This window comes from Nocardia pseudobrasiliensis NBRC 108224 (genome assembly GCF_001613105.1).
Taxonomy (GTDB): domain Bacteria; phylum Actinomycetota; class Actinomycetes; order Mycobacteriales; family Mycobacteriaceae; genus Nocardia; species Nocardia pseudobrasiliensis.
This window is the reverse complement of the sequence record NZ_BDBS01000013.1, coordinates 1-25137: the sequence shown is the minus strand read 5'-3', so window position 1 is coordinate 25137 and position 25137 is coordinate 1. Positions and strand designations below refer to the sequence as shown.

General features: G+C 66.3%; 27 protein-coding genes. 14 read left to right on the top strand and 13 right to left on the bottom strand.

Annotated elements, in window-relative coordinates:
• Positions 1–40: 40 nt before the first annotated feature.
• The gene (locus NP4_RS13975; RefSeq protein WP_067997550.1) at positions 41–1693 is read right to left on the bottom strand and encodes an ABC-F family ATP-binding cassette domain-containing protein; all 1653 of its coding nucleotides are present in this window, start codon (positions 1691–1693) and stop codon (positions 41–43) included.
• A 142-nt stretch (positions 1694–1835) separates the two neighbouring features.
• On the opposite strand from NP4_RS13975, the gene NP4_RS13970 reads away from it, so the two are divergent.
• The 8 genes from NP4_RS13970 to NP4_RS13935 all read left to right on the top strand — a co-directional run bounded on the left by NP4_RS13970 (position 1836) and on the right by NP4_RS13935 (position 7120).
• Positions 1836–2027 (top strand): PspC domain-containing protein, encoded by a 192-nt coding sequence (locus NP4_RS13970; protein WP_067997547.1) that lies wholly within the window; start codon positions 1836–1838, stop codon positions 2025–2027.
• Between the two features lie 120 nt (positions 2028–2147).
• Positions 2148–2456, top strand: coding sequence for a DUF6802 family protein (locus NP4_RS13965; RefSeq protein ID WP_067997545.1), 309 nt, complete (start codon positions 2148–2150; stop codon positions 2454–2456).
• Positions 2457–2750: 294 nt separating this feature from the next.
• A complete protein-coding gene (locus NP4_RS13960) occupies positions 2751–3143 on the top strand; it encodes a hypothetical protein (protein ID WP_067997535.1) in 393 nt (130 codons plus the stop codon).
• Positions 3143–4936: a hypothetical protein gene (locus NP4_RS13955; RefSeq protein ID WP_067997533.1), complete on the top strand. Its 1794-nt coding sequence runs from the start codon at positions 3143–3145 to the stop codon at positions 4934–4936. Before NP4_RS13960 ends, NP4_RS13955 begins: the two co-directional genes overlap by 1 nt.
• A 23-nt stretch (positions 4937–4959) precedes the next feature.
• Complete coding sequence (locus tag NP4_RS13950) at positions 4960–5238, top strand: hypothetical protein (RefSeq protein WP_067997530.1); 279 nt, start codon at positions 4960–4962, stop codon at positions 5236–5238.
• A 66-nt stretch (positions 5239–5304) separates the two neighbouring features.
• On the top strand, positions 5305–5832 hold the full coding sequence (locus NP4_RS13945; RefSeq protein WP_067997527.1) for an OsmC family protein: 528 nt from the start codon (positions 5305–5307) through the stop codon (positions 5830–5832).
• Between the two features lie 10 nt (positions 5833–5842).
• The gene (locus NP4_RS13940) at positions 5843–6424 is read left to right on the top strand and encodes a rhomboid family intramembrane serine protease (protein ID WP_067997524.1); all 582 of its coding nucleotides are present in this window, start codon (positions 5843–5845) and stop codon (positions 6422–6424) included.
• Between the two features lie 84 nt (positions 6425–6508).
• A complete protein-coding gene (locus NP4_RS13935) occupies positions 6509–7120 on the top strand; it encodes a DUF4232 domain-containing protein (protein ID WP_082875851.1) in 612 nt (203 codons plus the stop codon).
• Here the strand turns inward: NP4_RS13935 and NP4_RS39890 are convergent.
• The 9 genes from NP4_RS39890 to NP4_RS13895 all read right to left on the bottom strand — a co-directional run bounded on the left by NP4_RS39890 (position 7104) and on the right by NP4_RS13895 (position 15301).
• Positions 7104–8156, bottom strand: a complete 1053-nt coding sequence (locus tag NP4_RS39890) for an RDD family protein (RefSeq protein WP_169813734.1) — start codon at positions 8154–8156, stop codon at positions 7104–7106. The two genes, NP4_RS13935 and NP4_RS39890, sit on opposite strands and share 17 nt — an antisense overlap.
• A gap of 67 nt (positions 8157–8223) precedes the next feature.
• Positions 8224–9255, bottom strand: coding sequence for an RDD family protein (locus tag NP4_RS39885; protein ID WP_082875849.1), 1032 nt, complete (start codon positions 9253–9255; stop codon positions 8224–8226).
• Positions 9252–9893, bottom strand: coding sequence for a hypothetical protein (locus tag NP4_RS40925; RefSeq protein ID WP_147288014.1), 642 nt, complete (start codon positions 9891–9893; stop codon positions 9252–9254). The genes NP4_RS39885 and NP4_RS40925 overlap by 4 nt, the downstream gene beginning before the upstream one ends.
• On the bottom strand, positions 9883–11139 hold the full coding sequence (locus tag NP4_RS13920) for a hypothetical protein (protein WP_067997516.1): 1257 nt from the start codon (positions 11137–11139) through the stop codon (positions 9883–9885). Before NP4_RS13920 ends, NP4_RS40925 begins: the two co-directional genes overlap by 11 nt.
• Positions 11140–11224: 85 nt before the next feature.
• Entirely contained in the window at positions 11225–11980 is a 756-nt protein-coding gene (locus NP4_RS13915) for an ESX secretion-associated protein EspG (protein ID WP_067997513.1), read from the bottom strand.
• A gap of 31 nt (positions 11981–12011) precedes the next feature.
• Complete coding sequence (locus NP4_RS13910; RefSeq protein WP_147288013.1) at positions 12012–13196, bottom strand: hypothetical protein; 1185 nt, start codon at positions 13194–13196, stop codon at positions 12012–12014.
• On the bottom strand, positions 13193–13705 hold the full coding sequence (locus NP4_RS13905; RefSeq protein ID WP_067997507.1) for a hypothetical protein: 513 nt from the start codon (positions 13703–13705) through the stop codon (positions 13193–13195). The genes NP4_RS13910 and NP4_RS13905 overlap by 4 nt, the downstream gene beginning before the upstream one ends.
• A 48-nt stretch (positions 13706–13753) precedes the next feature.
• Entirely contained in the window at positions 13754–14317 is a 564-nt protein-coding gene (locus NP4_RS13900; protein ID WP_067997504.1) for a DUF3558 domain-containing protein, read from the bottom strand.
• 117 nt (positions 14318–14434) lie between these two features.
• The gene (locus NP4_RS13895; protein WP_067997501.1) at positions 14435–15301 is read right to left on the bottom strand and encodes an alpha/beta fold hydrolase; all 867 of its coding nucleotides are present in this window, start codon (positions 15299–15301) and stop codon (positions 14435–14437) included.
• Between the two features lie 175 nt (positions 15302–15476).
• Here NP4_RS13895 and glmS point away from each other — a divergent pair, with 175 nt between their 5' ends.
• Positions 15477–17342, top strand: coding sequence for a glutamine--fructose-6-phosphate transaminase (isomerizing) (glmS, locus tag NP4_RS13890; RefSeq protein WP_067997499.1), 1866 nt, complete (start codon positions 15477–15479; stop codon positions 17340–17342).
• 13 nt (positions 17343–17355) lie between these two features.
• Here the strand turns inward: glmS and NP4_RS13885 are convergent, their stop codons facing one another.
• Positions 17356–18543: an MFS transporter gene (locus NP4_RS13885; protein WP_067997497.1), complete on the bottom strand. Its 1188-nt coding sequence runs from the start codon at positions 18541–18543 to the stop codon at positions 17356–17358.
• 133 nt (positions 18544–18676) lie between these two features.
• Here NP4_RS13885 and NP4_RS13880 point away from each other — a divergent pair, with 133 nt between their 5' ends.
• A complete protein-coding gene (locus NP4_RS13880; RefSeq protein WP_067997495.1) occupies positions 18677–19156 on the top strand; it encodes a MarR family winged helix-turn-helix transcriptional regulator in 480 nt (159 codons plus the stop codon).
• A gap of 7 nt (positions 19157–19163) precedes the next feature.
• Here the strand turns inward: NP4_RS13880 and NP4_RS13875 are convergent, their stop codons facing one another.
• On the bottom strand, positions 19164–19571 hold the full coding sequence (locus NP4_RS13875; protein ID WP_067997494.1) for a plastocyanin/azurin family copper-binding protein: 408 nt from the start codon (positions 19569–19571) through the stop codon (positions 19164–19166).
• 309 nt (positions 19572–19880) lie between these two features.
• Between NP4_RS13875 and NP4_RS13870 the strand changes: the two genes are divergently transcribed.
• The gene (locus tag NP4_RS13870) at positions 19881–21317 is read left to right on the top strand and encodes an NAD(P)H-hydrate dehydratase (protein ID WP_067997491.1); all 1437 of its coding nucleotides are present in this window, start codon (positions 19881–19883) and stop codon (positions 21315–21317) included.
• A gap of 414 nt (positions 21318–21731) precedes the next feature.
• Here the strand turns inward: NP4_RS13870 and NP4_RS13865 are convergent, their stop codons facing one another.
• Complete coding sequence (locus NP4_RS13865; RefSeq protein WP_067997488.1) at positions 21732–22550, bottom strand: SDR family oxidoreductase; 819 nt, start codon at positions 22548–22550, stop codon at positions 21732–21734.
• Between the two features lie 98 nt (positions 22551–22648).
• Here NP4_RS13865 and alr point away from each other — a divergent pair, with 98 nt between their 5' ends.
• The 3 genes from alr to NP4_RS13850 form a co-directional block, all read left to right on the top strand.
• Positions 22649–23821, top strand: a complete 1173-nt coding sequence (gene alr, locus NP4_RS13860) for an alanine racemase (RefSeq protein WP_067997485.1) — start codon at positions 22649–22651, stop codon at positions 23819–23821.
• Positions 23818–24912 carry an alpha/beta fold hydrolase gene (locus NP4_RS13855; protein ID WP_082875848.1) on the top strand — a complete coding sequence of 365 codons (1095 nt, stop codon included), beginning with the start codon at positions 23818–23820 and terminating at the stop codon, positions 24910–24912. Before alr ends, NP4_RS13855 begins: the two co-directional genes overlap by 4 nt.
• Positions 24905–25137 (top strand): tRNA (adenosine(37)-N6)-threonylcarbamoyltransferase complex ATPase subunit type 1 TsaE (locus NP4_RS13850; protein WP_169813733.1); only part of this gene is annotated, 233 nt, incomplete at its 3' end. The genes NP4_RS13855 and NP4_RS13850, both read left to right, overlap by 8 nt.

The window sequence follows — 25137 nt, the reverse complement described above, 5'->3', positions numbered from 1 at the left end:
ATTCGGGTTCCGCGTTCGGCCGCTATCGCCGTGCCGAGCCTCACTGCTCCTCGATGAGTGTGCCGCGTTCGACCCGCCAGCGTCGGGTGGCGCGGACGGTATCCAGCATTCGGCGGTCGTGGGTGACCAGAAGCAGTGTGCCGGTGAAGGATTCGACGGCCTGTTCGAGTTGTTCGATGGCGGGCAGGTCGAGATGGTTGGTGGGTTCGTCGAGGACGAGCAGGTTCACCCCACGCGCCTGTAGCAGCGCTAGGGCCGCCCTGGTCCGCTCACCGGGGGAGAGGGAATCGTTGGCGCGCATCACATGTGGGCCGCGCAGCCCGAATTTGGCCAGTAGCGTGCGGACCTCGGCCTCGGTCCATTCGGGCACCTCGGCGCTGAAGGTGTCCGAGAGTGTGGCATCGCCGCGGAACAGCCCGCGCGCCTGATCCACCTCGCCCACCGCCACCCCGGAGCCGAGCGTCGCCGTCCCGGTCTCGGGCGCGATCCGGCCCAGCAGCAGCGCCAGCAGCGTGGACTTCCCGGATCCGTTGGCGCCGGTCACCACGATCCGATCACCCCAATCCACCTGTGCCGTAACAGGTCCCAGCGTGAAGTCGCCACGTGTCACACTCGCCCCGGCCACGGTCGCGACCACCGAACCGCTGCGCGGGGCCGCCGCGATCGACATGCGCAGCTCCCACTCCTTGCGCGGCTCCTCCACCATGTCGAGCCGTTCGATACGCCGCTGGGTCTGGCGCACCTTCGAGGCCTGCTTCTCGGTGGATTCGGCGCGCATCTTGCGACCGGCCTTGTCGGAGTCCACCTTTCGCGGATCGCGCGCCTTGCGCCGCGCGTTGCGCACGCCGTGCTCGAGCCAATTGCGCTGCATGACCATGCGATCCTCGAGCCCGGCCTTGGTATCGGCGTACTCCTCGTAGGCCTCGCGCGCATGGCGGCGCGCGATCTCCCGCTCCACCAGATACGCCTCGTACCCGCCGTCGTAACTGCCGACCTGCTGCTGCGCCAGATCCAACTCGAGAATCCGATTCACCGTGCGCGCCAAGAATTCCCGATCGTGACTGATGATCATCAACGGCGCCCGCACGCCCGCAACGAACTGTTCCAACCGCGCCAGCCCGTCCAGATCCAGATCATTGGTGGGCTCGTCGAGCAGCAGAATATCGAAGCGCGACAACAACACCGACGCCAGACCCGCCCGCGCCGCCTGCCCCCCGGACAGCCCGGTCATCGGGGTATCCAGACCGCCGGGCAGGCTCTCGACCAGGCCCAGTTCGGCGGCCACCTCCTCCGCGCGCTGCTCCAGATCCGCCCCGCCCAGCGCCAGCCAGCGCTCCAATGCGGGGGAGTAGTCGTCGGCGCCGCCGTCGGCCAGCCGCTCCGCCGCGGCATCCATGATCTGTTGTGCCGCAGCCACTCCCGTGCGCCGGGACAGGAATTGCAGGACGGTCTCGCCCGCGATCCGCTCCGGTTCCTGCGCCAGATAGCCGACCGTGGCATCGGGCGGGCTGAGGGTGATCTCCCCGGTCGGCGGATTCTGCTCGACGAGCATGCGCAACAGGGTCGATTTGCCCGCGCCGTTCACCCCGACCAGACCGATCACATCGCCGGGCGCCAGCACCAGATCGAGTTCGTCGAACAGGATGCGCTCGCCGTGTCCGGCCGAAAGCCCGCGTGCATGCAGAGTGGTCACACCGATCAGTGTGCCGGTTTCGGGGTTGCACCCTGAGTTCGGGCCGCTGGAAATCAGGGTGCCGATCGGTCCCGTGCCCGATGCGGCCCCCGGGCCTGTTCACGCAGAGTGGAGTCGTACCGATCGACAGAAGGAGAATTCGATGACCGCCCCCACCCGCCGCTTCACCCGCTCGCAGAACGACAAGTGGATCGCCGGCGTCTGCGGTGGAATCGCGCAGTACTTCGGCTGGAATGCCAATGTGGTGCGCCTGCTGTTCGTGCTGTCGTGCCTGCTGCCCGGCCCGCAGTTCGTCATCTACCTGATCCTGTGGCTGATCATCCCCAAGTACTGACGGCGATCCGGCTCGCCTCGGCGAGTTATCCACAGCAGTCGCGATACACGGCTGTGCGGAGGCACGGGAAGATGACAGGATGGACCGACATCCCGACGCATGTCCCGTGAGGAGCCGCACATGATCTCATCAGGCGATCTGCCGGGCCTCGAGCTCCCGAATGTCGACGCCCACTCCGACCTCGGGAACCTCGGCTCGGTGGAACTGCACGACCCGACCCAGGACCTGACCGGCGACGGCATCCCCGACACCGAAACCGTCCACGGCGACCACTCCCTCGAGGTCTGGACCGATATGGACCACGACGGCACCGCCGACCACGTCTCGATCGTCGACGACAACGGCGACTACGCGGCCTGGGAGTTCCACCACAATCCCGACGGCACCACGCAGTGGGTCCGCACGGACGAGGGGCATATCGGCAAGTAGGCCCGCGGGGAACCGGATCCGGTTCCGTCGCGTCCAAGCAGGTGAGGATCGATCGCATCCGAGCGATCGGATGGGTTGGTCGCATTTCGACCGGGTGCGGGAGATGGCATTCGATCGGGTGGGTCGGCTACCTCCGACCCGATGAGGAGCCTCGGATTCGGATGGATGCGGGGCGATCACATCGGGCCGTGCGAGATGGCCGTCCGATCGGTGCGGGATTGATTGCTTCCGGTCGTTTGGGCGGCTGGCTGCACCCGACTGGGCGAGAATCGGTGCATCCGGTCCTGTGGGGCGGTGGGAACCGATTCGGTGCGGGCCGGTCATATCACCGGTTGGGATGGACTCGACGAAGGGGAGTGCGAGGTGGCGGATTCGGTGCGGGTGGCGTCGGGCGGTGTGCTCGTCGATCCACAGGCCGTCCACGCTATCGCCAGTAGGCTGCGGACCTCGGCCACCACCCTCGGTGACAATGCGAAACTGGTGCGCGCCAATACCTTCGGCCCCGCTCAGGCAGGGACGCGCTACGCCGAACAGGGCCAGCGGATCCACGACGGCCTGGTCCGCATCGAATCCTGGCTGCTGCAGTGGCAGGAGGCCTCGGGCGCATTGGCCGAGGCGGTCGGCCAGACCGTCGTCGTCCTCGGGGAAACCGATGCCGAGGCCGCCCGAAAGGTCGCGAACACGTAATGGGCGCGGATGCGGACCTCGCACAATCCGGTGATGTCGACCACATCCTCGATGTGGGCGCGCCCGGCCTGCGATATTTCGAGCACTACCTGCCGCTGCTGGACGAGGCGACATCGACCTGCGGCACGACCTACCAGGACGTATGCGCGAAATACGACGCGCAGCGAAATATGAAACTCGCCGTACTCTCAACTGTCGCAGACGGCTTGAAAAAGGCTCTCGCAGCGGCCGATACCGAATGGGAAACCCACAACACCCAGGCCCGGACGTTGCCCTCGGTATGGCAGGGCGAGGCCGCCACGGCCGCCACCGAAATGATGCGCGGCCTGATCACCCGCTCGAACGAGGATCGCATCGCCGCGCGCAATGCCCTCGGCGCCATCGAAACCGCCATCCCCGCCCTGAAACTCATCATCGCGGGCAAAGCGAATGCCGTACGGGCCCTGTGGGACCGAACCGGCGGAAGGATCGACGGCAAAACCCCCGGCCAGATATACGACATCGTGCAGGGCGCCAAAAACAGTGGCATGGGCGCCAACCCATTCGACAGCGACCAACGTATCGACCATCTGAAGGCGATGTTCCCCGGCATCGACAAGGACGATATCCCGAACAAATGCTCGGAATGGCTGAAGGGCCCGTTCCAGCAGGACGTCAAAGACAAACTCGACATCTTCGAGCGCGCGTGCGCCAACTGTCATACCGGCGTCGAGGGTTTGTACAAGGTGATCACCGATGCGCTGGCGCAGGTGAGCGACGCGGCGTATCCGAAGGCCGAGGCGCAGAAGAGAAACGTGCCGCCGCAGCCAGGGCTCGGTCCGGGCCCAGGCCCAGCGACAACGACACCGCCCGAGACAACTCCCACGTCTCCCACCTCGGCGACCCCGTCCGCCACCCCGATTTCCAGCGGCCATGACGGCCTCGCCCAACCGCGCCAAGCTGGCTCCGCTCTGTCCGGTGTGCTGCAACAGGGAATGGACCAGGCAAGCCAGGCTCTCGGCGAAGCTGGCTCCGCTCTGTCCGGTGTGCTGCAACAGGGAATGGACCAGGCAAGCCAGGCTCTCGGCGAAGCTGGCTCCGCTCTGTCCGGTGTGCTGCAACAGGGAATGGACCAGACAAGTCAGGCCCTCGGCGAAGCTGGCTCCGCTCTGTCCGGCGTGCTGCAACAGGGAGCGGACCAAGTAAGCCAGGCATTGAGCCAAGCAGGGTCCGCCGTGCCCAGCGCGCTCCCACAGGAAGCCGGCCTGGGCCAAGCAGGCTCCGCCTTATCCGACGCGCTCCGACAGGGAGCCAACCAAGCAGGTCAGGCCCTGAGCCAAGCAGGCTCCGCCCTGCCCGACGCGCTCCAAGAGGCCGTAGACCAGGCAGCCCGAACCGGATCCACCCTCTCCGGCCTGGCTCACCAGACCGCCGACGCCGCAATGCAATCGATCGCCCCACTCGCCCCCACCGACGGCATACACGCCGAACTGGACGTCGCGGGCAATCACTTGCGCCTCGACGCGGACCCGACCGGAGAACTGCACCTGACAACATCCCGAGCAGACAACGACGCAACCACCTACACCCTGCGACTGGACGAACACGGCGTCCCGGTGATCATCGAGTCGAAACCTGCGGAGACAGAACATGATCCGTCCGACCCGTCGGATGCCGATCGAGAATCGCGTACCAGCGAAACACGAGCCGGGGGAGCTGAGGACATGTCGCCAGTGCCGGAAGATGGTGAAGAAAGGCGGTCCGAACCACCCTCCGGGACTGGGCCCGATCTGGCCGAGGCCGGCCCACTGTGACCGGCGGAAAGCGGTAGCGGCCAATGGATTACGCCGCTGAGATCGAGCGCATTCTTGCCGAGGGTCGTCGTCGCAACGCGCTGTTGCTCGATGAGATCGACGAGGTCAATCGTCAGACGGCCGAGCAGTGCCGTCGACTCGCCGAACAGTGGGAGACCGAAGCCGCTGAGCTGGCCGAACGCGAACGTCAGCAGGTTCAGACCCGGGAGGATCGTTTACGCGCCGCGGCCGGACCGGCCAGCATTCCGATCGACGACCAAGACGAGGACGAGTACTACCGCCGCAAGAGCTGGCTGGTCTGAACACCTTTGCGCTCAGCCGGAGGACAACCCTGCTGCCGATCGACCCGTCCTCCTACCCTCACCGAGATGACGACAGAACTCGGCACCCCGCTCAACGACATCACCGAGGCGACCGCGCGGGCGGTCGCACAGGATCCGGGCAATGCCGCGGTTCTGTTCCGGGCGTCCGGCACGCCCGAGGGAACGGTCGGCACGGTCGTCACCACGGGACGCCACATCGTTCGGGTCGACGAGCCGCCGACACTGGGCGGCGAGGACACCGCCGCGAATCCGGTCGAGGTCTACCTCGCCGCGCTGATCGCCTGCCAGACCGTCACCTACCGTTTCTGGGCCCAGCGACTCGGAATCGCGGTCGATGATCTGGCGATAGAGGCCGAGGGCGATCTGGACGTGCGCGGCTTCTTCGGCCTCGACGACTCGGTCCGCCCGGGCTTCCAGGCCGTGCGGGTGACCGTCCGAATCGACGGACCGGAATCCACCGACCGATACGCCGAACTGCACCGAGCCGTCGAAACCCACTGCCCCGTCCTGGATCTCACCACCGCCCCGACGCCGGTGGAATCCACGCTGATCACGACGGCGACCGCCGGGTAACCTGCCCTCGGTGAACACCGCTCCCTCCGCACCGCGGGCCCTGACCGAGTGGTTGCTCCGACCGCCGCGTCCAATTCTGACCGCGACGGTCCTGGCGATCACGGCCGCGACCGGTATCGCGCAGCTCATCCACCCGGCACTGTTCGACCAGTTCCGCCGGGACCCGGACGCGGTGGACGCCGGTGCGTGGTGGCGGTTGGGCACCGCGATGTTCTTCCAGGACGGTTGGGCCGCGGGCCTGATCTTCAATCTGCTGATCCTGCTCGCCTTCGGCGCGATCGCCGAACGGGTGCTGGGCCGATGGCGTTGGGCCGTGGTGTATTTCGGCTGCGGACTGTTCGGTCAGACGATGAGCTACCTGTGGTTGCGCTCGATCGGCGCGGGTAATTCGATGTGCGTGGCCGGGCTGATCGGCGCGCTCACCGTCACCGCCCTGCGCGCGCCCGATCGTTTCGGCCCCCGCCGCCCGGCTCGCCGAATCCTCTACGCGGTCCCGATTTTCGCCATTGTGGACACCATCTTCCGCGACAACCACGGCCTGCCTGTGCTGCTCGGCATGGCCCTCGGCTACCTGCTACTGCCGCGCGACTGATCAACCCCGCCTCGAGGGGCTCGCGCGCGGACCGCCGCACGATGAATACTCGAAAGAAGCCCGAGGCGGAGGTAGGTTCACGTCATGCCCAGCAGTGCGAGGTATTCGGTGATACTCGGAGCGGTCGCCTTGCTGTCGGCCGCCTGCGATGGAAACGGTCCCGGCTCGACCGGCTCCGCGCCCCCCGCGACCACCCCGGCGGCAGTCTCCGCGGCGCCGTCGACCACCTCGGCCGCCGCCACCGCCATGCCCACCGACGGCCCCGGACCCTGTGCCACAGGCCAACTTTCGGTGGTCCAGCAGGATCAGGGCGTCGGCGCGGGCCAGTACTACGCGGCCGTGGTCTTCACCAACACCTCCAACACCCCCTGCAACCTCACCGGCTACCCGGGCGTCTCCTACGTCACCGACGGCGGCGACCAATCCGGCAACGCCGCCGACCGCGCCCCCGGCACCGTCACCACGGTCACCATCCCCCCCGGCGCCAAGGCCAGCTCCCTACTCCACGACACCAACGGCATGGGCGGCTACGACCCCCAACAATGCCAACTCTCCCCAGCCGCCGGCCTCCGCGTCTACCCACCCGACCAGCGTGACTCCATCTTCGTCCCATGGAAAACCAACCACTGCGCAGGCCCGGACATCCACTCCTTCACCATCGGCCCGATCCAGCCGGGGGCTACACCGTCGCGGTGATCGGGTTGGGGGGCTTCAGGTCTCGGCGGCGGACGGCGGGGAAGAAGTAGTAATCCCAGTTGTCTGGTCCTTCGCCGTTGCTGAAGATGGCGAGCGGTAGAAAGAGATGAAACAGCCAGGCCGCGAGCAGTCTGCCGAACGCGGGAGTCTGCCCGGTGTCGGGACGGATGGCAACGAGGCCGAAGATCGCCTTGCCGATCGTGGTGTGGAAGATCGACTGGATTACCACGCGATCGACGAAGGACGCGCCGATCCAGACGCCCACGGCGAGAATGAGATTCACCTCGAGATGCCGCCAGTCACCCGCACGGATTGCGGTGATCGCAGAGGGGCTCGCGGCAAGGGCTGCCGCGATGCCGCAGGCGATATGAATCAGCATGTCCACGGCGAATGCCAAGGCGCGCCGAAGTTTTCGCGGCGAGGGAAATGCCGGATCGTCCAGACGTCCGTACCGGCCCGTCGAGCCTGGTGAGCCGGAACCGGGACCCTTCATCACGATTTTTCCGTTTTCCCGGTGCATTTCATAGCCGCGAGCGGCGGAGGAGAGCCGCGGATCGGATTCTCGATCGCGAAAGGTGAACCGAGGCGGCTGCCTGCCCTTGGAGTAGTACGCATAGCGCAGGTCGGCACCGCCAGGGCGGGAGACGATCCCGTATTTCGCGGGGTCTCCAGCGAACCAGATCTCCCGAGTCCTCTGATTCACCAGCTTCCCGACATCTTTCGGCCACGTGCTGAGAATGAGGGCCGAGACGGGTCGCCCCTGCGCATCCAGCAGTTCAACCCATTCATTACGTCCGGTGCTGACGTAGTTGATCGGCCACGCCGTCCACGGATGTCGTTTGAGCGCTTTTCGTCTGCGCCAACGAATCCGAGTACAGACACCGCCGAAGATCGTTCCGAGGACAAAGAAAACGGCTGCCAGATTCGCCGATATCCCCAGTGCCGCACCGGCTCCTTGCGAGCTGACGCGGTCTTGCAGATCGATCACAAACAGGCTGAGTGGCAGACAGGCCAATCCGGTCAGTAGTGCCAGCATCGGCCACGGCCGCTGTTTTCGAACCGCGGCTCGCGTCGCGGGATGACTTATCGCGGCCGCTGTGTTCTCAGATTCCATCGATCGGCCGTCTGAAGTCTCGGCGGCGGACGGCAGGGAAGAAGTAGTCCTCCGGATGGTCCGGCCCGATACTATCGCCGACGACAGCAATGGGCAGCCAGATATTCAGCAGCCAGGCAGCAAGCAATCTGCTGAAGGAAGGCGACAGTCCGGTATCCGGTCGCAGGACGATCAAGCCGAATACGGCCTTGCCGACGGTGGTATGGAAGATCGATTGGATAACGACACGGTCGATGAACGAGGCAGCGAGAAAGAATACCGAGATCGTAAGGCCGTTCACGGTAAGGTGTTGCCAATTAGTATGGCGAAAAGCGGCGGCGGAGAACTCCGGAGCGGTAACTACGGCTACGGCGACTCCGCAGCCGATATGGATCACCAGATCGAGCGCAAAGGCCAAGGTGCGTCGTAGTTTTCGCGGAGATGGATAGCGGGTGTCGCTGAGCCGCCCGTAGCGCGGCCGACCTTCAGTAGGTTCGTCAGGTTGCCTGGGTAGCGGTTCGGATTTGTAGGCATAGCGAAGATCGCCGCCACCCGGCCGGGAAATGATGCCATACCGCTGTGGATCTCCGGCGAACCAGATCTCTCGGGTCGTCTCGTTGGCGAGCTTTCCCATTTCCCACCGCCAGCTGCTCAGGATCAACGTCGACAGGGCCTCACCGTGCGGGGTCAGGAGCCGAATGTATTCATTGCCGTCAGGCCTTAGATATTGAATCGGGTAGGCAACCCACGGATATCGTCTTAAACTTCGGATTCTGCGTCGCCTGATCCAGACCGCTACTATTCCGATGACGCCGACGCAGAACATCAGCACTGCGGCAACCTTGATTGCTCCCGAAAGCTCTCGGAGAATCTGCGGATGACCAGGATCCGACCAGCTGATACCCGCGATGCAGAGCGGTAGGCTGGCGATACCGAGTGCCGTGACCACCCATGGCCATGCTGCACCTTTCTTCAGTGCCGCTCGGGTGGCATCCCAGGAAATAGCAGCGGCGGTCGGCGTGGTATTGATCTTATCGCTCATATGTCAAGCGTGGAGGTCGAAGGTGGAAGTTCCTGACGAAAAGTGATGGACCGGGCCATGTCTGCGATCATCTTGCGGAATTCCGGGCCAGCCTCAATTGCCGGAGTTGACAGCTCGATAGCAGCTAGCGCTGATCCGTCAGAGTAAGGAACTACCGCCTCCAGTTGATATGTTGAGGTGGTGGTCCCGGCATACGGCAATCCAGGAAGCTCCGGAGTTGGAAGTTCGGTCGTCTGCTCAGTGAACAGCACAGGTCTGCCATCCACCTCGAGCAGCTCGACTTGTCCTGTGCTCTCATCGGCCGAAACTCTGGACTCCACAAGATTCTTCAAAATCAATCTGGGATTAAGTTTCTCGCCACCGGTTTCGTACACGCACACGGTCAGGCATGATGTGACGACCGCACCGGATGACGACAGGAAGCGTCCGATACCGCAATATCGCGTATCGCGTTGTGCCAGCTGGGTGAGCAGCGCAGTCACGGCAGGAACGATGGCCTGAAATCCCGACTTCAAACTGGACGGTGGCAGTGTGTCGAACAGTGTGGCTGCGCGTCCGGTTTTTTGTTCGATATCGGACAGTGGCAGCTCCAAATAGCCGTCTGGGATCCAAATGTCAACTGCAGTGTCAGTCTTCATTTCCGAAAACGCTTCCTATCGCACTTCCGATTTTCTCCATTCCGAGGCCAGCCTTGGCTGACCGTGAAAAGAGCTCGATCCCAGACAGGGCCGTGCCTGGCTGCCATTTGCTGGCCTGGCTGAAATCTTGAAGCCAAACGGTGGCTTCTCCGGGAAGGGGAATACGGTTGAGTCCCTTCGATATCGCGGACGGAGCCTGGGCGCCCTCGGTGAACGCCTTCATTGCCGTGCCGAGCTCACCGACCTCTCGAAGAGAGTTGACACCCTTGTATGCACCGCCTACGCCCGGGATCATGGAAAGTGCATCGGTGCCGACGGTCATGCCGAGCTTTTTGGCGGCGTCGGTGTTGATTGTGTGATTGTCTATCAAGTCGGATGTCACATCGGTGAACGCTTGGCGCACTTCCGGATCCATCGCATCCAATGCCAGGGCTCCAGCACCGGACAGCAAGGCGATTGCCCCTAAGGCGAAATCGAATGGAGGCGGCGTCAGCAGTGCGAGTAATCCGGTGACCGCCGAGACGCCCGCGAGAATATCGTGAATCGCTTGTCGGTGATCGCTGATGAACTTCCCCACCCCCTTCACCGCGTCCACGATCGAATCCCAAATCCCCTTGTCCGGTGGGCTCGGGGCGAAATCTTTTGCGGCCGTGTCCAGTTCGGCGGCTATTTTGCGGGAGAGTTTGTCGTGTTCGCCGGCCAGGTCGTGGGCTCGTTGGAGGATGGAGTCGATTTGGCCTTGCCAGTGGGTGACGTTGGTGTTGGCGGTGCGGACGGCGTTGTTGGCGGCGTCGAGGCGGGATTGGGCGTTGGCCAGGGCGGTGGCGTCGGTGAATTGTTGATTGGCCAGGCCCAGGTCGGGGTTGGATTGGGCCTGTTGGAGGGCGGCTACGGCCTGGGCGTGTTGGCCGCGGGCCTCGGCGGCCTCGGTTTCCAGGCCTTTGGCCGTGTCTTGGAAGCCGACCAGGCCGGTGTTCCATTGGCCGAGGAGGTCGACGGCTCGTTCCAGGGAGTTCTGGGCGTAGCCGAGGTCCTGGGCGAGGGTGCTGTCGAAATGGCTGCGGAACGCGTCGCCGCCCTCGCCCTGCCAGACCTCGTCGTTGCTGTTGCGCAGGCGGGTCAGCAGGTCGTTGGTCTCCTTGACCGCGGTGGCGGCCGAATTGATCTTTCCGCTCAGAGCGGTGACGTCGTTCGGCGCGCCCGGCACCGGGTTGAATCCCAGATTGGGATAGGGGTTGTCGGTCATGCCTTCACCTCCGGGGCCGACGATTGCTGTGTGTTCAGAAGGATTGGACGGTGGCGAGGCGCGATCGGTTCCGTTCGATTGTCGATCACCATGTGTCGGGCTCGTCCTCCCGCAGGCGTCGGAGGGCGTGGTCGAACCAGGTGGTGAACATGGTCGTGAGGTCCGCGGGGGCGACGGGGCGCACGGTGAGGTGTTCGCGGGTGCGTAGCTGGAGATAGCGGCCGTCGTCGATGAGATCGACCCATTGGGCAGTCTGCCAGGGCTCGGCATCACCGTGCAGATAGCCCGCGGTCAGGATCGCGCCACCGCCGCCGTCGAGCGGACGCCGCGCCAACCGCTCGTAGCGTTCGCGGTCGTTGTTGCGGTGATGGTCGTCGGGACGGCGTTGCAGTTCGGCGATATGGAAGGTGTCCGGCTTGGACGTGCCCGGAGGGAAGGCGGGCAGGACGTGGGCCAGCCGGGGAGCCAGTTGTTCGGTGGGAAACAGGCGGCAGCGGATGCGATCGTGGACGCCATCGGCCGCGCTCTGGGTGAGCATGACCGCGTACTGCGGTGTGCGAGCGCCGACGACGCGGTATTCCCGCGGCGTCCCGCGACCGAAAGTCTTCGACTCGCCGAGTATTTCGACGCGTAGATCGGAGGCGCTCAAGGTGTGGAAGGCCAGCTGGATGCGCTCGAACTCCTCGGCGTCGTAGCGCCCGCGGACCGCCGCGCGATGGGCGGCGACCTCGTCGTTGGTGGGAAATCTGCTGGTATAGGCGATCGGCGAGGGGAAGCGGTCGTTCGCGTCGCTGTACCAGAGCACCGCGAAATCATCGGGCTCCCAAACCCATTCGAACATTCTTGTTCCAATCATGCGACGGCTGAGACGATTACTGATTCGGCGGCTCGGGATCGGCGTACTCGCCACCGATCACGCCGCCGGGAATCGTCTTGGGCGCGGGGCCGAGCAATTCCTCGGTGTTGTCCATATTCTTCAGCCAGTCCGGGGTGGTGTGGGCGCGCTCGTCGTCCTCGGATTTGCCTTTGCCGCCGCCCATTTCGGGCATGCCCATACCCGGCTGTCCCGCCGCGCCCGCGCGACCGGCCGCTGTCGGATTCGCCGCTGTCCCGGGCGTGGCGGCGCCTGGCATGCTGCTGCCCGGGGCGTTGGCGCCGACTCCGGAGGTACTGCCGCCCGGCAAACCGCCGAGACCGCCGCCCGGATAACCGCCCGAGCCGGATCCGCCGGTGCCGACGCCGGTGGGCTTGGTGGCCAGGGCGTTCGGGTCGGTGGGTGCGGCCGATCCCGAATCAGAGTTTGCCGCAGCGGGATTCGTAGCCGACTCGGTGGAGGAGGAGTCCTCGGGCGAGTTCTGCGTGGAATCCTTTTTGTTCGTGGTGTCGTCGGGGGATTTCGAGTCCTGCTTGTCTTTGTCCTTGTTGTCGACATCGCTGGGATTGTTCGGGGTGCCGCCGCCTCCGTCATCCTCGATTCCTTTGCCGATGGGGCGGTCGGAATCGGTTTTGTAGAGAGGGTTGGTCGGGCTGACCGGCTGTGGCAGGACGGGGATCTCGGCGTCGGCGGCCTTGAAATCGGCGAGGTAGTAGTTGCGCATCGCCGCGCGAGCGCGGTCGCGGGCGGCGTCGATCGACTTGCGCGAGCGCGGGCCCGAACCCCAACCGTCGGTATTCCAGAAATGCCAGCCCACCGTGTTGTTCGGCTCGTCGACATTGGATTTGGTGTTGTTGATGCCGGTCACCGCGGTCGAGACGGTTTGGGAGAGGGCCTGTAGTGCTGGGGTGAGGTCGAGGGCGCGTTGGGCGTAGTTGTTGATGGCCTCGCGGGAGGATTCGGCGGCGGGGCCGCTCCAGGCCGCGGCGCTCGAACGGCGAATGCGGGCGGCGAATTCGGTGACGTCGGAATCCCAGGTGGCGGCCATGCGCGCGTACTTGCCTGCGGCGTTGTCGCCCTCGGTGGTGTGCTGTGGGTTGAATGCTCGGTAGATGGCCCAGTGCTCGAGATGGTCGGGGTTTTCTCCCTGTCCGATCTGGGACGGTTCGTTCGAAATCGTCATCGCCACTTACCGTCCGCCTGCTGGATAGGTCCCTGTACCGGCCCAGGCGTGATCGGGCTCGGCGGCACATGGGCCATCAATTCGTTGTACTGAGCGGCGAACTGTTGGTCGGCCTCCATGTACTTCTGAGCGATCGTGCGATGCAGTTGTTGCAGGTCGTCGACTATTTGGTAGTGCTGTTCGAGAATGTCGAAGACATTGTTGGCAGAGTCCTTGCCAGGGTCGATGGCCGCCGCCTTCGTGCGGAAGCGACGAACCACGGTTTGGGCCGATGGCAGGATCTGCTGATCTTCCCCGAGGCCCCAGGACTTCTGAGTCGATATGTTCTGCGCGACTCGCTGCAAGCTTCGGATCGAATCCTTGAACGCCTGGCAGTCGCGCTCGATGTAGACGAATTCCTCGGCGTTCACCCGGATGTCGGAGCTGAAGCTCACCGTGAGGTTGCCGGAGTTCGCATCATTGATCAACTTTTCGAGCGGCCGAGGCTGTGGGCTGTTGTCGCCGGTCATATCGTCGGGCTCCTCCCCATGAGCTCGGGTTGCGCTGGATCGTTCGAATTACGCGGAGGCTGGAATCAGCGGGACCACCTTGCCCGCAAGGGTTTTGGCCAGCTCGCAGGTATCCATGGTCCCGGTCTTCCGGTTCGAGGCGGGATTGATCAGCGAGAATTCCACGCTGCCGCCCTTCAATTCCACATTGAGCAGACAGTCGCGGGTCTGCTTCGACGAATCCGGATCGTGGTAGGTCACGGCTTGACGCCCCGCGATAGTGAGTTCCTCGGCCAGTTGGAATGCCTTGTTGTCGCGCACCATCTGCACGGTGATGTTCGTGGTCCGGATGGAGACCGCGTACCCGTCCGACTGGACCCAGCCGCACCCACGCCACTGCGTTCCGCCGTTACCGTTCGAATCGGCGATGTCCTTGCTGTGCAACTGTTCCGAATCCAGTACCGATTGCGGAATGTCCGAACAGGGATCAAAGCCCTTCGGTGCGGGCGGAAGTGCTGTCGATGACGCCGACGGGGTCGGTTGTCCGCCACCATCCGGACCACAGCCCGTCGCAACCGCCACGATTCCGGTCACAAGAACCACACCGCGGACCAAGTTTGTTGCGCCGACCATCGCACCCTCTATGCCGGTTCTCAGCCGCCGCGAGGGTCGGACCGGCTCCCCGCCCCTGGCCGCTGACCGTACCGGCTCGGCCTCGAACGGTGCAATCGCCCCGCGGCCCCCCGCGCCCTACTTCCGCAACATCTGAACCACCTGCAACAGCTGCCGTTTCGACGGCGTCTGCGGCTCGGGTTCGGGAGTGGCCTCGGGATCGACGAATTCGGTGTGCGGGATCACGGCCTCGGGATCGGCGAAAGCCTTGTAGGTCTTGTCGCCGAGCACCTGGTGCATCAGATAGCCGACCAGCAGGCCGCGCGTGGTGCGGCCGGTTTTGGGCTCGTGCTTGCCCGCGCCGAATGCGGCCAAAGCGCGGCGGCCCTCGACGATGCCGTTGTGGGAGGCGTTGTCGACCGTGCGCAGAACCATCGGTCCGCCCCAGGCGGTGGCCAGGGCGATGGCATTGGAACCGACCGAGTCGATGTCCTCGGCGCCCGCGACGATGAGGGCGGGGCTGTCGATCTCGGGGGCCAGGGATTCCGTGGCGGGGGCGGTCGGGGCGGGGAACAGGGCGGCTACCGCGGCGACCTTGCGCTGGGCGGCGGCGATCACGGCCGCGCCCGCGCCCATGCCGTGTCCGGCCAGGACCAGACGGTCGGGGTGGACGCTGATCTTGCCCTCGCCCAACCGCACTCCGGTGCAGATGTCGAGGGTGGTGAGCAGATCGGTCGCCAAGTTCAGATGTGACGGAATCGGGCCGCGCTCGGTATCGGGGGCGACCGCCACGAAACCCCAGGACGCCAGGTGTTCCAGCAGCTTGCGATAGTTGCCGACGCCGGTCAGCCAGCCGTGACCGAAGGCGATCGCGGGCAGATTCAACCCCTGCTCGGGGGTGAACACCACGCCGGGCTGACCGGTGATGCCCAGATTGCCGCGCATGACCCGGTGCGGTCCCGGGCTGGACAGAGAGCCGAGGAGCGATTTCACAGACGCCGACACGACGTTGAACTTAGCCGATCGACGGCCCCTGAGCCGCTGCCCTTGCCTTCTCGGCTTTTCCGCTTTTCCGCATCGCCGCGTCGGTCCAGGTCCGAGGCGGACCGCGAACCGCCTCGGGGTCCGCTCCAGGTTGTCCGATTCGCGTGTCGTGCGGGTCCCAGTAGGCTGGTGACCCATGTGCGGAATCGTTGGGTACGTCGGTTACCGGGACGCGCTGGGCGTTGTCGTGGACGCGCTGCGCCGCATGGAGTACCGCGGCTACGACTCCGCCGGTGTGGCGATCCTCGACGGCACGGGCGGGATCGCGGTCGAGCGCAAGGCCGGGCGGCTGGCCAATCTGGAGGCCGAACTCGCCGAAACCGGTGTGGCCGCCTTCGCCGGGACCGCCGGTATGGGCCACACGCGCTGGGCCACGCACGGTGCGCCGACCGATCGCAACGCGCATCCGCATCGCGACGCCAGCGGCAAGGTCGCGGTTGTGCACAACGGCATCATCGAGAATTTCGCACCGCTGCGGCGCGAACTCGAGGATGCCGGGGTCGAATTGCGCAGCGATACCGATACCGAGGTCGCGGTGCATCTGGTGGCGAGCGCCTATGCCTCGGGTCCGACCGCGGGCGATTTCGTCGGCAGCGCGCTGGCGGTGCTGCGTCGCCTCGAGGGCGCGTTCACGCTGGTGTTCACGCATGCCGATCATCCGGGCACGATTGTCGCCGCGCGGCGCTCGACCCCGCTGGTGGTCGGTGTCGGCAAGGGCGAGATGTTCATCGCCTCGGATGTGACGGCCTTCATCGAGCACACCCGCGAGGCGGTCGAGCTGGGGCAGGACCAGGCGGTGGTGATCACCGCCGACAGCTATACGGTCACCGACTTCGACGGCAACTCCGGTGTGCCGATCCGGCCGTTCACCATCGACTGGGATCTGGCGGCCGCGGAGAAGGGCGGGCATGACTACTTCATGCTTAAGGAGATCGAGGAGCAGCCCACCGGCGTCGCCGATACGTTGATCGGGCATTTCGCCAATGGCCGGATCGTGCTGGACGAGCAGCGCCTGGCCGATCAGGAACTGCGCGAATTCGACAAGGTCTTCGTAGTCGCCTGTGGCAGTTCGTATCACGCGGGTCTGCTGGCCAAGTACGCGATCGAGCATTGGACGCGGCTGCCCGTCGAGGTGGAGCTGGCCAGCGAATTCCGTTACCGCGACCCGGTTCTCGACCGTTCGACGCTGGTGGTGGCGATCTCGCAGTCGGGTGAGACCGCCGACACGCTGGAGGCCGTGCGGCACGCCAAGGAGCAGAAGGCGCGCGTACTGGCCATCTGCAATACCAATGGCGCGCAGATTCCGCGCGAATCCGATGCGGTGCTCTACACCCGCACCGGTCCGGAGATCGGCGTGGCCTCCACGAAGGCGTTCCTGGCGCAGATCACCGCGAATTATCTTGTCGGACTTGCTCTTGCGCAGGCGCGCGGCACCAAGTATCCGGATGAGGTGGCTCGCGAATTCGCCGAGTTGGAGGCGATGCCCAAGCTGGTCGAGCGGGTGCTGGCGATCGCGCCGCAGGTGCGCGAGATCGCCCGGCAGTTCGCCCATCAGTCGACGGTGTTGTTCCTCGGCCGCCACGTCGGATATCCGGTGGCGCTCGAGGGTGCGCTCAAGCTCAAGGAACTGGCGTACATGCATGCCGAGGGTTTCGCCGCGGGCGAGCTCAAGCACGGCCCGATCGCGCTGATCGAGGAGGGCCTGCCGGTGATCGTGGTGATGCCCTCGCCGAAGGGACGCGCGGTGCTGCATTCCAAGCTGCTCAGCAATATTCGTGAAATCCAGGCGCGCGGCGCTCGCACGATCGTCATCGCGGAGGAGGGCGACGATACGGTGCGGCCGTTCGCCGACCACCTCATCGAGATCCCGGCGGCGTCGACGCTGTACCAGCCGCTGCTGTCGACGGTGCCGCTGCAGGTGTTCGCGGCCGAGGTGGCGCAGGCTCGGGGGTATGACATCGACAAGCCGCGCAACCTGGCGAAGTCCGTGACGGTGGAGTAAGGGCGAGGTTGGGTCAATTCCCCACCACCACAAGACCTTCGGTCGGGCTTTCGGTCTTCTCCCTGCGCTGCAACGCACCGGACAGTACCGCGAGCCCAACCGCGCTGCCGGACAAGGCGACTCCCACCCAGTTCGATGCCGTGTAGCCGAAGCCCGCGTCGATGACCAGGCCGCCGAGCCAGGCGGCGAGGGCGTTGCCGAGGTTGAAGGCGCCGATATTGAGGGCCGAGGCGAGGGTGGGGGCGGAGGCGGCGTAGTCGAGGACGCGCTTCTGCAGTGGTGGGACGGATGCGAAACCTGTTGCGCCGATGAGGATTACCGTGACCGCGGCGGCGAGCTTGCTGTGTGCGGTGACGGTGAACAGGGCCAGTACCGCGGCCAGTGAGCTCAGCGTGATGTACAGCATCGGCATCAGATGCCGGTCGGCGTAGCGGCCGCCCAGCAAGTTGCCGATCAGGAAGCCGACGCCGAACAGGGCCATGATCCAGGTGACCGAGCTTTCGGCGAATCCGGTGACATCGGTCATCATCGGCGCGAGGTAGGTCAGCGCCGCGAACACTCCGCCGAAGCCGAGGACCGTCATCGCCATCGCGAGCAGGACCTGCGGATTGCGCAGTACGGCCAATTCGTGCCGCAGCCGAGCGCCGGGCTGGGCGGGCTGATCGGGTACGAGCGCTGCGACTCCGGCGAAGGCGATCAGGCCGACAACCGCCACCAGCGCGAAGGCCGGTCGCCAGCCGAAATGCTGGCCCAGCAGCGTGCTCAGCGGCACGCCCGCGACCGCGGACAAGGTGAGTCCGGTGAACATCATCGCGATGGCCCCGGCCCGCCGATCCGGACCCACGAGACTTCCGGCGACGATCGAGCCGATCCCGAAGAACGCTCCGTGCGCCAGCGACGCGACGATGCGGCCGGACAGCATCAGGCCGAAATTCGGCGCGACGGAAGAGAGCGCGTTACCGCCGATGAGCAGGGCCAGGCTGATCAGCAGCATCTTTTTGCGCGAGACGCGGGTTCCGAGCCCGGTCATCACGGGCGCACCGGCCAGGACGCCGAGCGCGTAACCGCTGACCAGCCAGCCCGCGGTGGGGATCGAGACGCCGAAGGTGTCGGCGATTCCCGGAAGCAGGCCGACCACGATGAATTCGGTCGTGCCGATGGCGAATGCCCCGACGGTGAGGGCGAGCAGTGCGAGGGGCATGGATGAAGCCTCCACGAGACATGCGTACGAGTATTACGAGCGTCGACAATAATTGCAGACGCTCTATAAATGCAAGCGCCTTATATTTCGAGGGCTGGGTATCCTGAAGTCCGGACCCACGCAGGAGGAAGACATGACCGCGGATGCCGCGCTCACCGGCTTGGCCGACGGCTGGTACGCGCTGTCGGTGCTGCACGATCGGATCGAATCGCACATCGAACGCGCCCTACAGGGCGGTCACGGACTCAGCGTGCGGGAGTACTCGCTACTGGTGGTGCTGAGTCGTCAGCACGACGGGCCGGGCGGACATCTGCGGATGAATCAGGTGGCTGATTCGGTCGCGCTGAGTCAGAGCGCGACCACGCGGCTGGTGACCCGGCTCGAGGACCGCGGGCTGTTGCAGCGCTATCTGTGCCCCGATGATCGCCGCGGTATCTACACCGATGTCACGCCCGCGGGCATCGCCCTGCTCGGTGAGGCCCGTCCGACTCACGACGAGGCGCTGACGGCGGAATTGCGCCACGCCGCCGCGGATCCCGGTCTGGCGCCGCTGGTTTCGGCTGTCGAGGCTCTGAACACCTCCTCGTCGCGCCGGGTGCATTCGCCCGCCTGACCGGTCGTCATTGCACGGTGATCGTGCCCCGCATCTCCGGATGCAGCGGGCACAGGTAGCGGTAGGTTCCCGCGACGGTGAAGGTGTAGCTCCATTCGCCGTGATTGACGATCGGGCTGTTGATACCCATCGCGGCATCGCCGATGCCCTGGACCGCGTGCGGGAATCGATCGGTGAACTTCCAGGTCACGGTGTCGCCGACGCGGGCGGTCAGCGCCGCGGGGGAGAACTTCATATTGTCGACCTCGACGGTGAGCGTCGCGGGCGACGCGGCGGTGGGGCTCACCGCGGAGGAGGTCTCGGCGGCGGCGGTCGTCGTGGCGGGTTTGGAAGTCGTTGTCGCCGAACCACATCCGGCCATCGCCACTACCGCCGCCGCAGCGATCGCACCTCGTCCCAATTTGCCGCCCACCATGGCACCCACCCTAGTCGGCCACGGTAGCCGTTGGTTCGCCCGGATCAGCGCAGCGGTCGGAAGCGGATCGGGGACGTTCGGTGCCGGGAAGCGGCCGCCGCGGTCGGGTTCGGTGTAGCTCCCTATCTCGGATTCGGCACGGCTCGTCGACGGAGATACTCCAGGATGGTCGCCGCGGCGTCGTGGTGGGTGGCAAAGCCGGGCGGACCCGCGCCGATGTTGTGGGTCGATTGACGACAGTCGCACCCATGCGCGGGCCTTCGAGTCCGGTTGGGGGCGGTTCTCGAGCGCGGAGGTACTCTGCGAACTGTGCGCGGATATTTCACCGCCGACGAGGTGCGGGCGGCGGAGGCGGAACTGTTCGAGCGGGTCGCGGAGGGTGTGCCGATGCGGCGGGCGGCCTATGGGCTGGCGGAGGTCGTCGCGGGGGAGTTGCGGGAGCGGACCGGTGGGGTGGCCGGGCGGTCGGTGACGCTGCTGGTGGGGTCGGGGGACAATGGCGGGGACGCGTTGTGGGCCGGTTCGATGTTGCGGCGGCGCGGGGTCGCGGTGTCGGCGGTGCTGTTGTCGCCGGAGCGGGCGCATGCGGCCGGGCTGGCGGCGTTGCGGCGTCATGGCGGGCGGGTGCGGACGGATCTGGGGGAGCCGGATCTGGTGGTCGACGGGATCGTCGGTATCTCCGGGCGGGGCTCATTGCGGCCGCGTGCGGCGGAACTTGTTGCGGCGGTGCGGGTTCCGATTGTGGCCGCGGATCTGCCCAGTGGTGTCGACTCGGATACCGGGGCCGTGGACGGTCCGGCCGTGCGGGCCGATGTGACCGTCGCATTCGGCGCTTACAAGCCGGTGCACGCGCTGGCCGCGCCGTGGTGTGGGCGAATCGAGTTGGTGCCCATCGGGTTGCGGTTGCCCGAGCCGAATCTCGCTGCGTTGGAACCGATGTCGATCGGGGGGCAGTGGCCGGTGCCCGGTCCGCGCGATGACAAATACACCCAGGGCGTGGTCGGTATCTGCGCGGGTAGTGCGACCTATCCGGGCGCCGCGGTGCTGTGTACGGGTGGGGCGGTGGCGGCGACCTCGGGCATGGTGCGTTATGCCGGGACCGGCGCGGAGCAGGTGCTGGCGAATTTTCCGGAAGTCATTGCCGCCCAGTCGGTTTCCAAGACCGGGCGGGTGCAGTCCTGGGTGTTCGGTCCTGGTGCCGGTACCGATGATGCTGCCCGAGAACGGCTTTCGGAGATCTTGGCCACCGATCTGCCGGTGGTGATCGATGCCGACGGGCTGACCATGCTGGCCGCCGAGCCCGGCCTGGTCACCGCGCGGCGCGCCGCCACGATCCTCACCCCGCACGCCGGTGAATTCGCCCGGCTCACCGGCCATGAACCCGGCCCGGATCGAGTGTCCGCGGTACGCGAACTCGCCGAGGATTGGCGAGTCACCGTGCTGCTCAAGGGCCGCGCCACACTGATCGCCTCCCCCGGCCGCCCGGTTCTGGTCAACGAGGCGGGCGGCTCCTGGGCCGCCACCGCGGGCGCGGGCGATGTCCTCTCCGGCATCCTCGGCGCCCTACTGGCCGCGGGCAAAGACCCATCCTGGTCGGCCGCCGCCGCGGCCCGAGCCCACGCCCTCGCCGCCAACCTCGCGGCCCACTCCACTCCAGGCCCCGGCTCCCCGATCTCGGCCACCCCCCTCCTCCACCACATCCGCCCAGCCATCCAAACCCTCAGAGCCCTGGCCGAACCCGCCTGACCCCGCCGCCCGGCCTGGCGGCCGAGCGACAGGGAAGGAGGTGAAATACCCGCCGCGGTGATTTCAGGTGGCCTGGGTCCTCCGGGCCTCGGCGGAAACCTGCCCGCCCGGCCTGGCGGCCGAGCGGGCAGGGATGAAGTAGGTTGCCGCCGAAGCGAGTTGGAGTGGACCGAATCCTCCGAGCCTTGGCCGAAACTGGCCGACGCGGTAGCTGAGTGGTAGGGAACGAGGTGGAGTACCACCGGAGTGGGTTCGGCTGGATCGAATCCTTCGGGCCCTGGCTGAATTGCCCGGCCTGGCGGCAGGGAATGAGGTGGGTGCGGAAACTTGCCGCAGGAAGGATTCAGGCGGGCCGGGTTCTGTTGGGGGAGAAGGCCAGTCCGCCTCGTGAAGACCTTCTGTCGTCGGATTCGGTCAGTCGCCCTGGGCGGCCAGGGATACCTGTTCCCATTTGCGCCAGGTTTCCAGGCGGGATTCGTAGTCGGCGGTGGCGATTTTCAAGGGGGCCTCGCCGAGGAAGAGGCGGAGCGGGGGTTCGGGGGCGTCTACTACCGTCAGGATCGCGGAGCGGGTGGCGGTGGGTTCGCCTCGGCGGCCGGCGCTGCGGACTCGCTCGCGGGCCTCGCGGACGGAGTTGTAGGCGGGGTTTTCGGTGCTGTGGGCGGCTGAGGGGCCGGCCCAGTCGGTGCTGAAGCCGCCGGGTTCGATGAGGGTGACGTGGATGCCGAAAGCGGCTACCTCCTGGGACAGGCTCTGGGTGAAGCCTTCCAGGGCCCACTTGGAGCCGTGATAGGCGCCGAGGTTCGGGAATGCGCTGATTCCGCCGATGCTCGATACCTGGATGATGTGGCCGCTGCCCTGTGAGCGCAGGATCGGCAGCGCGGCCTGGGTGACCCACAGCGCGCCGAAGACATTCGTCTCGAACTGCGCGCGGACCTCCGCCTCCGTCAACTCCTCGATCATGCCGAATTGCCCGTAGCCCGCGTTGTTCACGACGACGTCCAGCCGACCGAAGTGTTCGGCGGCCCGGCGCACGGCGTCGAAATCGGCTGCGCGATCGGTCACATCCAGGCGCAGCGGCAGGAAGGTGTCGGGATACTCGGCGACCACATCGTCCACGGTGCTCAGATCGCGCGCGGTCCCGGCCACCCGGTCGCCGCGCTCCAGCGCCGCAAGCGTCCACTCCCGCCCGAACCCCCGCGACACGCCCGTGATGAACCAGACCTTGCTCATATGTCCCTCTTTCATATCGAGTGGATCCCACCGGCAACGCTACTCACCTGGAGTGCGCTCCAAGCAACCCCTCGAAGCCGGCGTCCGTAGAACCGCATATGACGCAGGTGGCAGGATCGGTAAGCGTGAGTAGTGCCGATCCACAGGTGGAAACCGTCGTAGACCTCAACGCCATCGCACACAACGTGCGAATTCTGCGTGAGTACGCCGGAGATGCCGCGGTGATGGCGGTGGTGAAGGCCGACGGTTACAACCACGGGGCCGTGCCGGTCGCCCGGGCGGCGCTGGCGGCGGGGGCGGCCGAGGTCGGGGTCACCAATATCGAGGAGGCGCTGGAACTGCGCGCCGCCGGAATCACCGCGCCGATTCTGAGCTGGCTCAACACCGGTGACGCCGATTACGCCGCCGCGGTCGCCGCCGATATCGAGATCGGCATCTCCTCGGCGGCGCAGCTGCGGACCGTCGAGCGGGCGGCCCGCGCGACCGGACATACCGCGACGGTGACACTCAAGGTCGACACCGGCATGAACCGCAACGGCGTCTCCCCGACCGAATATCCGGAGGTGCTCGAGCTGCTGCAGCGGCTGGTGTCCGAGCAGGTCGTGCGCTTCCGCGCGATCTTCTCCCATCTGGCCTGCGCCGATGAGCCGGGGCATCCGTCGATCGATATGCAGCGCGACCGATTCCTCGAGGCCATCGCCGCCGCCAAGCAGTACCACCTGCAGCCCGAACTCGTGCACCTGGCGAATTCGCCCGCGACACTGACCCGTCCGGACCTCGCCTTCGATATGGTCCGCCCGGGCATCGCCATGTACGGCCTCTCGCCGATGCCGCGCGTCTCCGACTACGGCCTGCGCCCGGCCATGACCTTCCGTGCGCGTGTGGTGCTGGTCAAAAATATCGCCGCGGGTGAGGGCGTCTCCTACGGCCACCGCTGGATCGCACCGCGCGATACCACCGTGGCCCTGATCCCCGCCGGATACGCCGACGGCGTGCCGCGGGCCCTGACCGGGCGCATCGAGGTACGCGTCGGCGAGCACATCTACCCGAGCGTCGGCACCATCTCCATGGATCAGCTGGTGATCGATCTCGGCGACAATCCCGCCGGGGTGCGCCAGGGCGATACGGCCGTGCTGTTCGGCCAGGACGATCCGCGGGCGCAGCAGTGGGCCGATCTGCTCGGCACGATCAGCTACGAGATCGTCTGTTCCCCCCGCGGCCGGGTCGTGCGACGCTATGTCGGAGATCCGGTACTAAGGGGAAGTGAATGAAAACCGAACAGCCGCAAGCTTTTCGGACAACTGTGCGGCGCGGCGGCATGGCCACCGCCGGGCTGCTGGGCACACTGGCCGGTGCGCACGCGCTGCGCCGGATCGGTGCGGCGGTGCGCTGGCCCGCCCGCCGCGACGAGCTGCGCGAGGAGGATTTCACGCTGCTCGACCGTGATCTCGCCCATACCGTCCTCGCCGAGGACGGGGTGCCCCTGGCGGTGCGCGAATACTCCGGCGGCAACCCGGTGGCCACGGTCGTATTCGTGCACGGCTTCTGTAACAGCATGGAGTCGTGGCATTTCCAGCGCCGGGATCTGGAGAAGCTCTGGGGCTCCACGGTGCGGATGCTGTTCTTCGATCTGCGCGGCCACGGCCGGTCGGGCGTGCCGGATACCGACAGCTGTACCGTGCCGCAGCTGGGGCGCGATCTGGCCGCGGTGATCCGGGAGTGCGCGCCGCGCGGTCCGATCATGCTGGTCGGACATTCCATGGGCGGTATGGCGATTCTGGCCGCCGCGGCGCAGTTCCCGAAACTGTTCGCCGATCGCGTGCGCGCCGTGGCCCTGCTGTCGACCGCGGCCGCCGAGGTCACCTCGGCGGGAGTGGCTCAGCTGCTGCGCAATCCGGCGATCGACGGATTCCGCGCGGCCGTGCTCGCCGCGCCCGCGCTGGCACAGGCGGGACGGGTCACCGCGCGGCAGATCATCACGCCGATCCTGCACGTCAGCTCGTTCCACGGCGATGTGAGCCCGACGCTGTCGCGATTCACCACCGCGATGATCGATCAGACCTCGGTCGCGACGATCGTGAAATTCCTGAAAGCACTGGAGCTGCACGACGAATCGGCCGCGCTGACCAGCCTCGAACCGCTGCCCGCGCTGGTGCTCGGGGGCGTACACGATCTGGTGATCCCGTTCCGCAACTCCCTGGCCCTGGCCCGGCGGCTGCCCGATGCCGATCTGGTCCGGGTAACCGATGCCGCGCACATGGTGCATCTGCAGTATCCGGAACTGGTCAACGCCGCCCTGGATCGACTGTTGGCCCGCAGCGGCGCCCTCGGCCGCGCCCGACGAAAGGCTCTGCATGGCTGAACAGCGGATGCTGCCCACGGTCGAGGACACCGAGAGCCTGGGTCGCGAACTCGCCGAGGAACTGCGCGCCGGTGACCTGGTCGTGCTGGACGGTCCCCTCGGCGCCGGTAAAACCGCCCTGACTCGCGGTATCGCGGCCGGACTCGGCGTACAGGGCCGGGTCAGCTCGCCGACCTTCATCATCGCCCGGCAACATCGCGCGGGCACGCATCCGGGCGCGGTCGG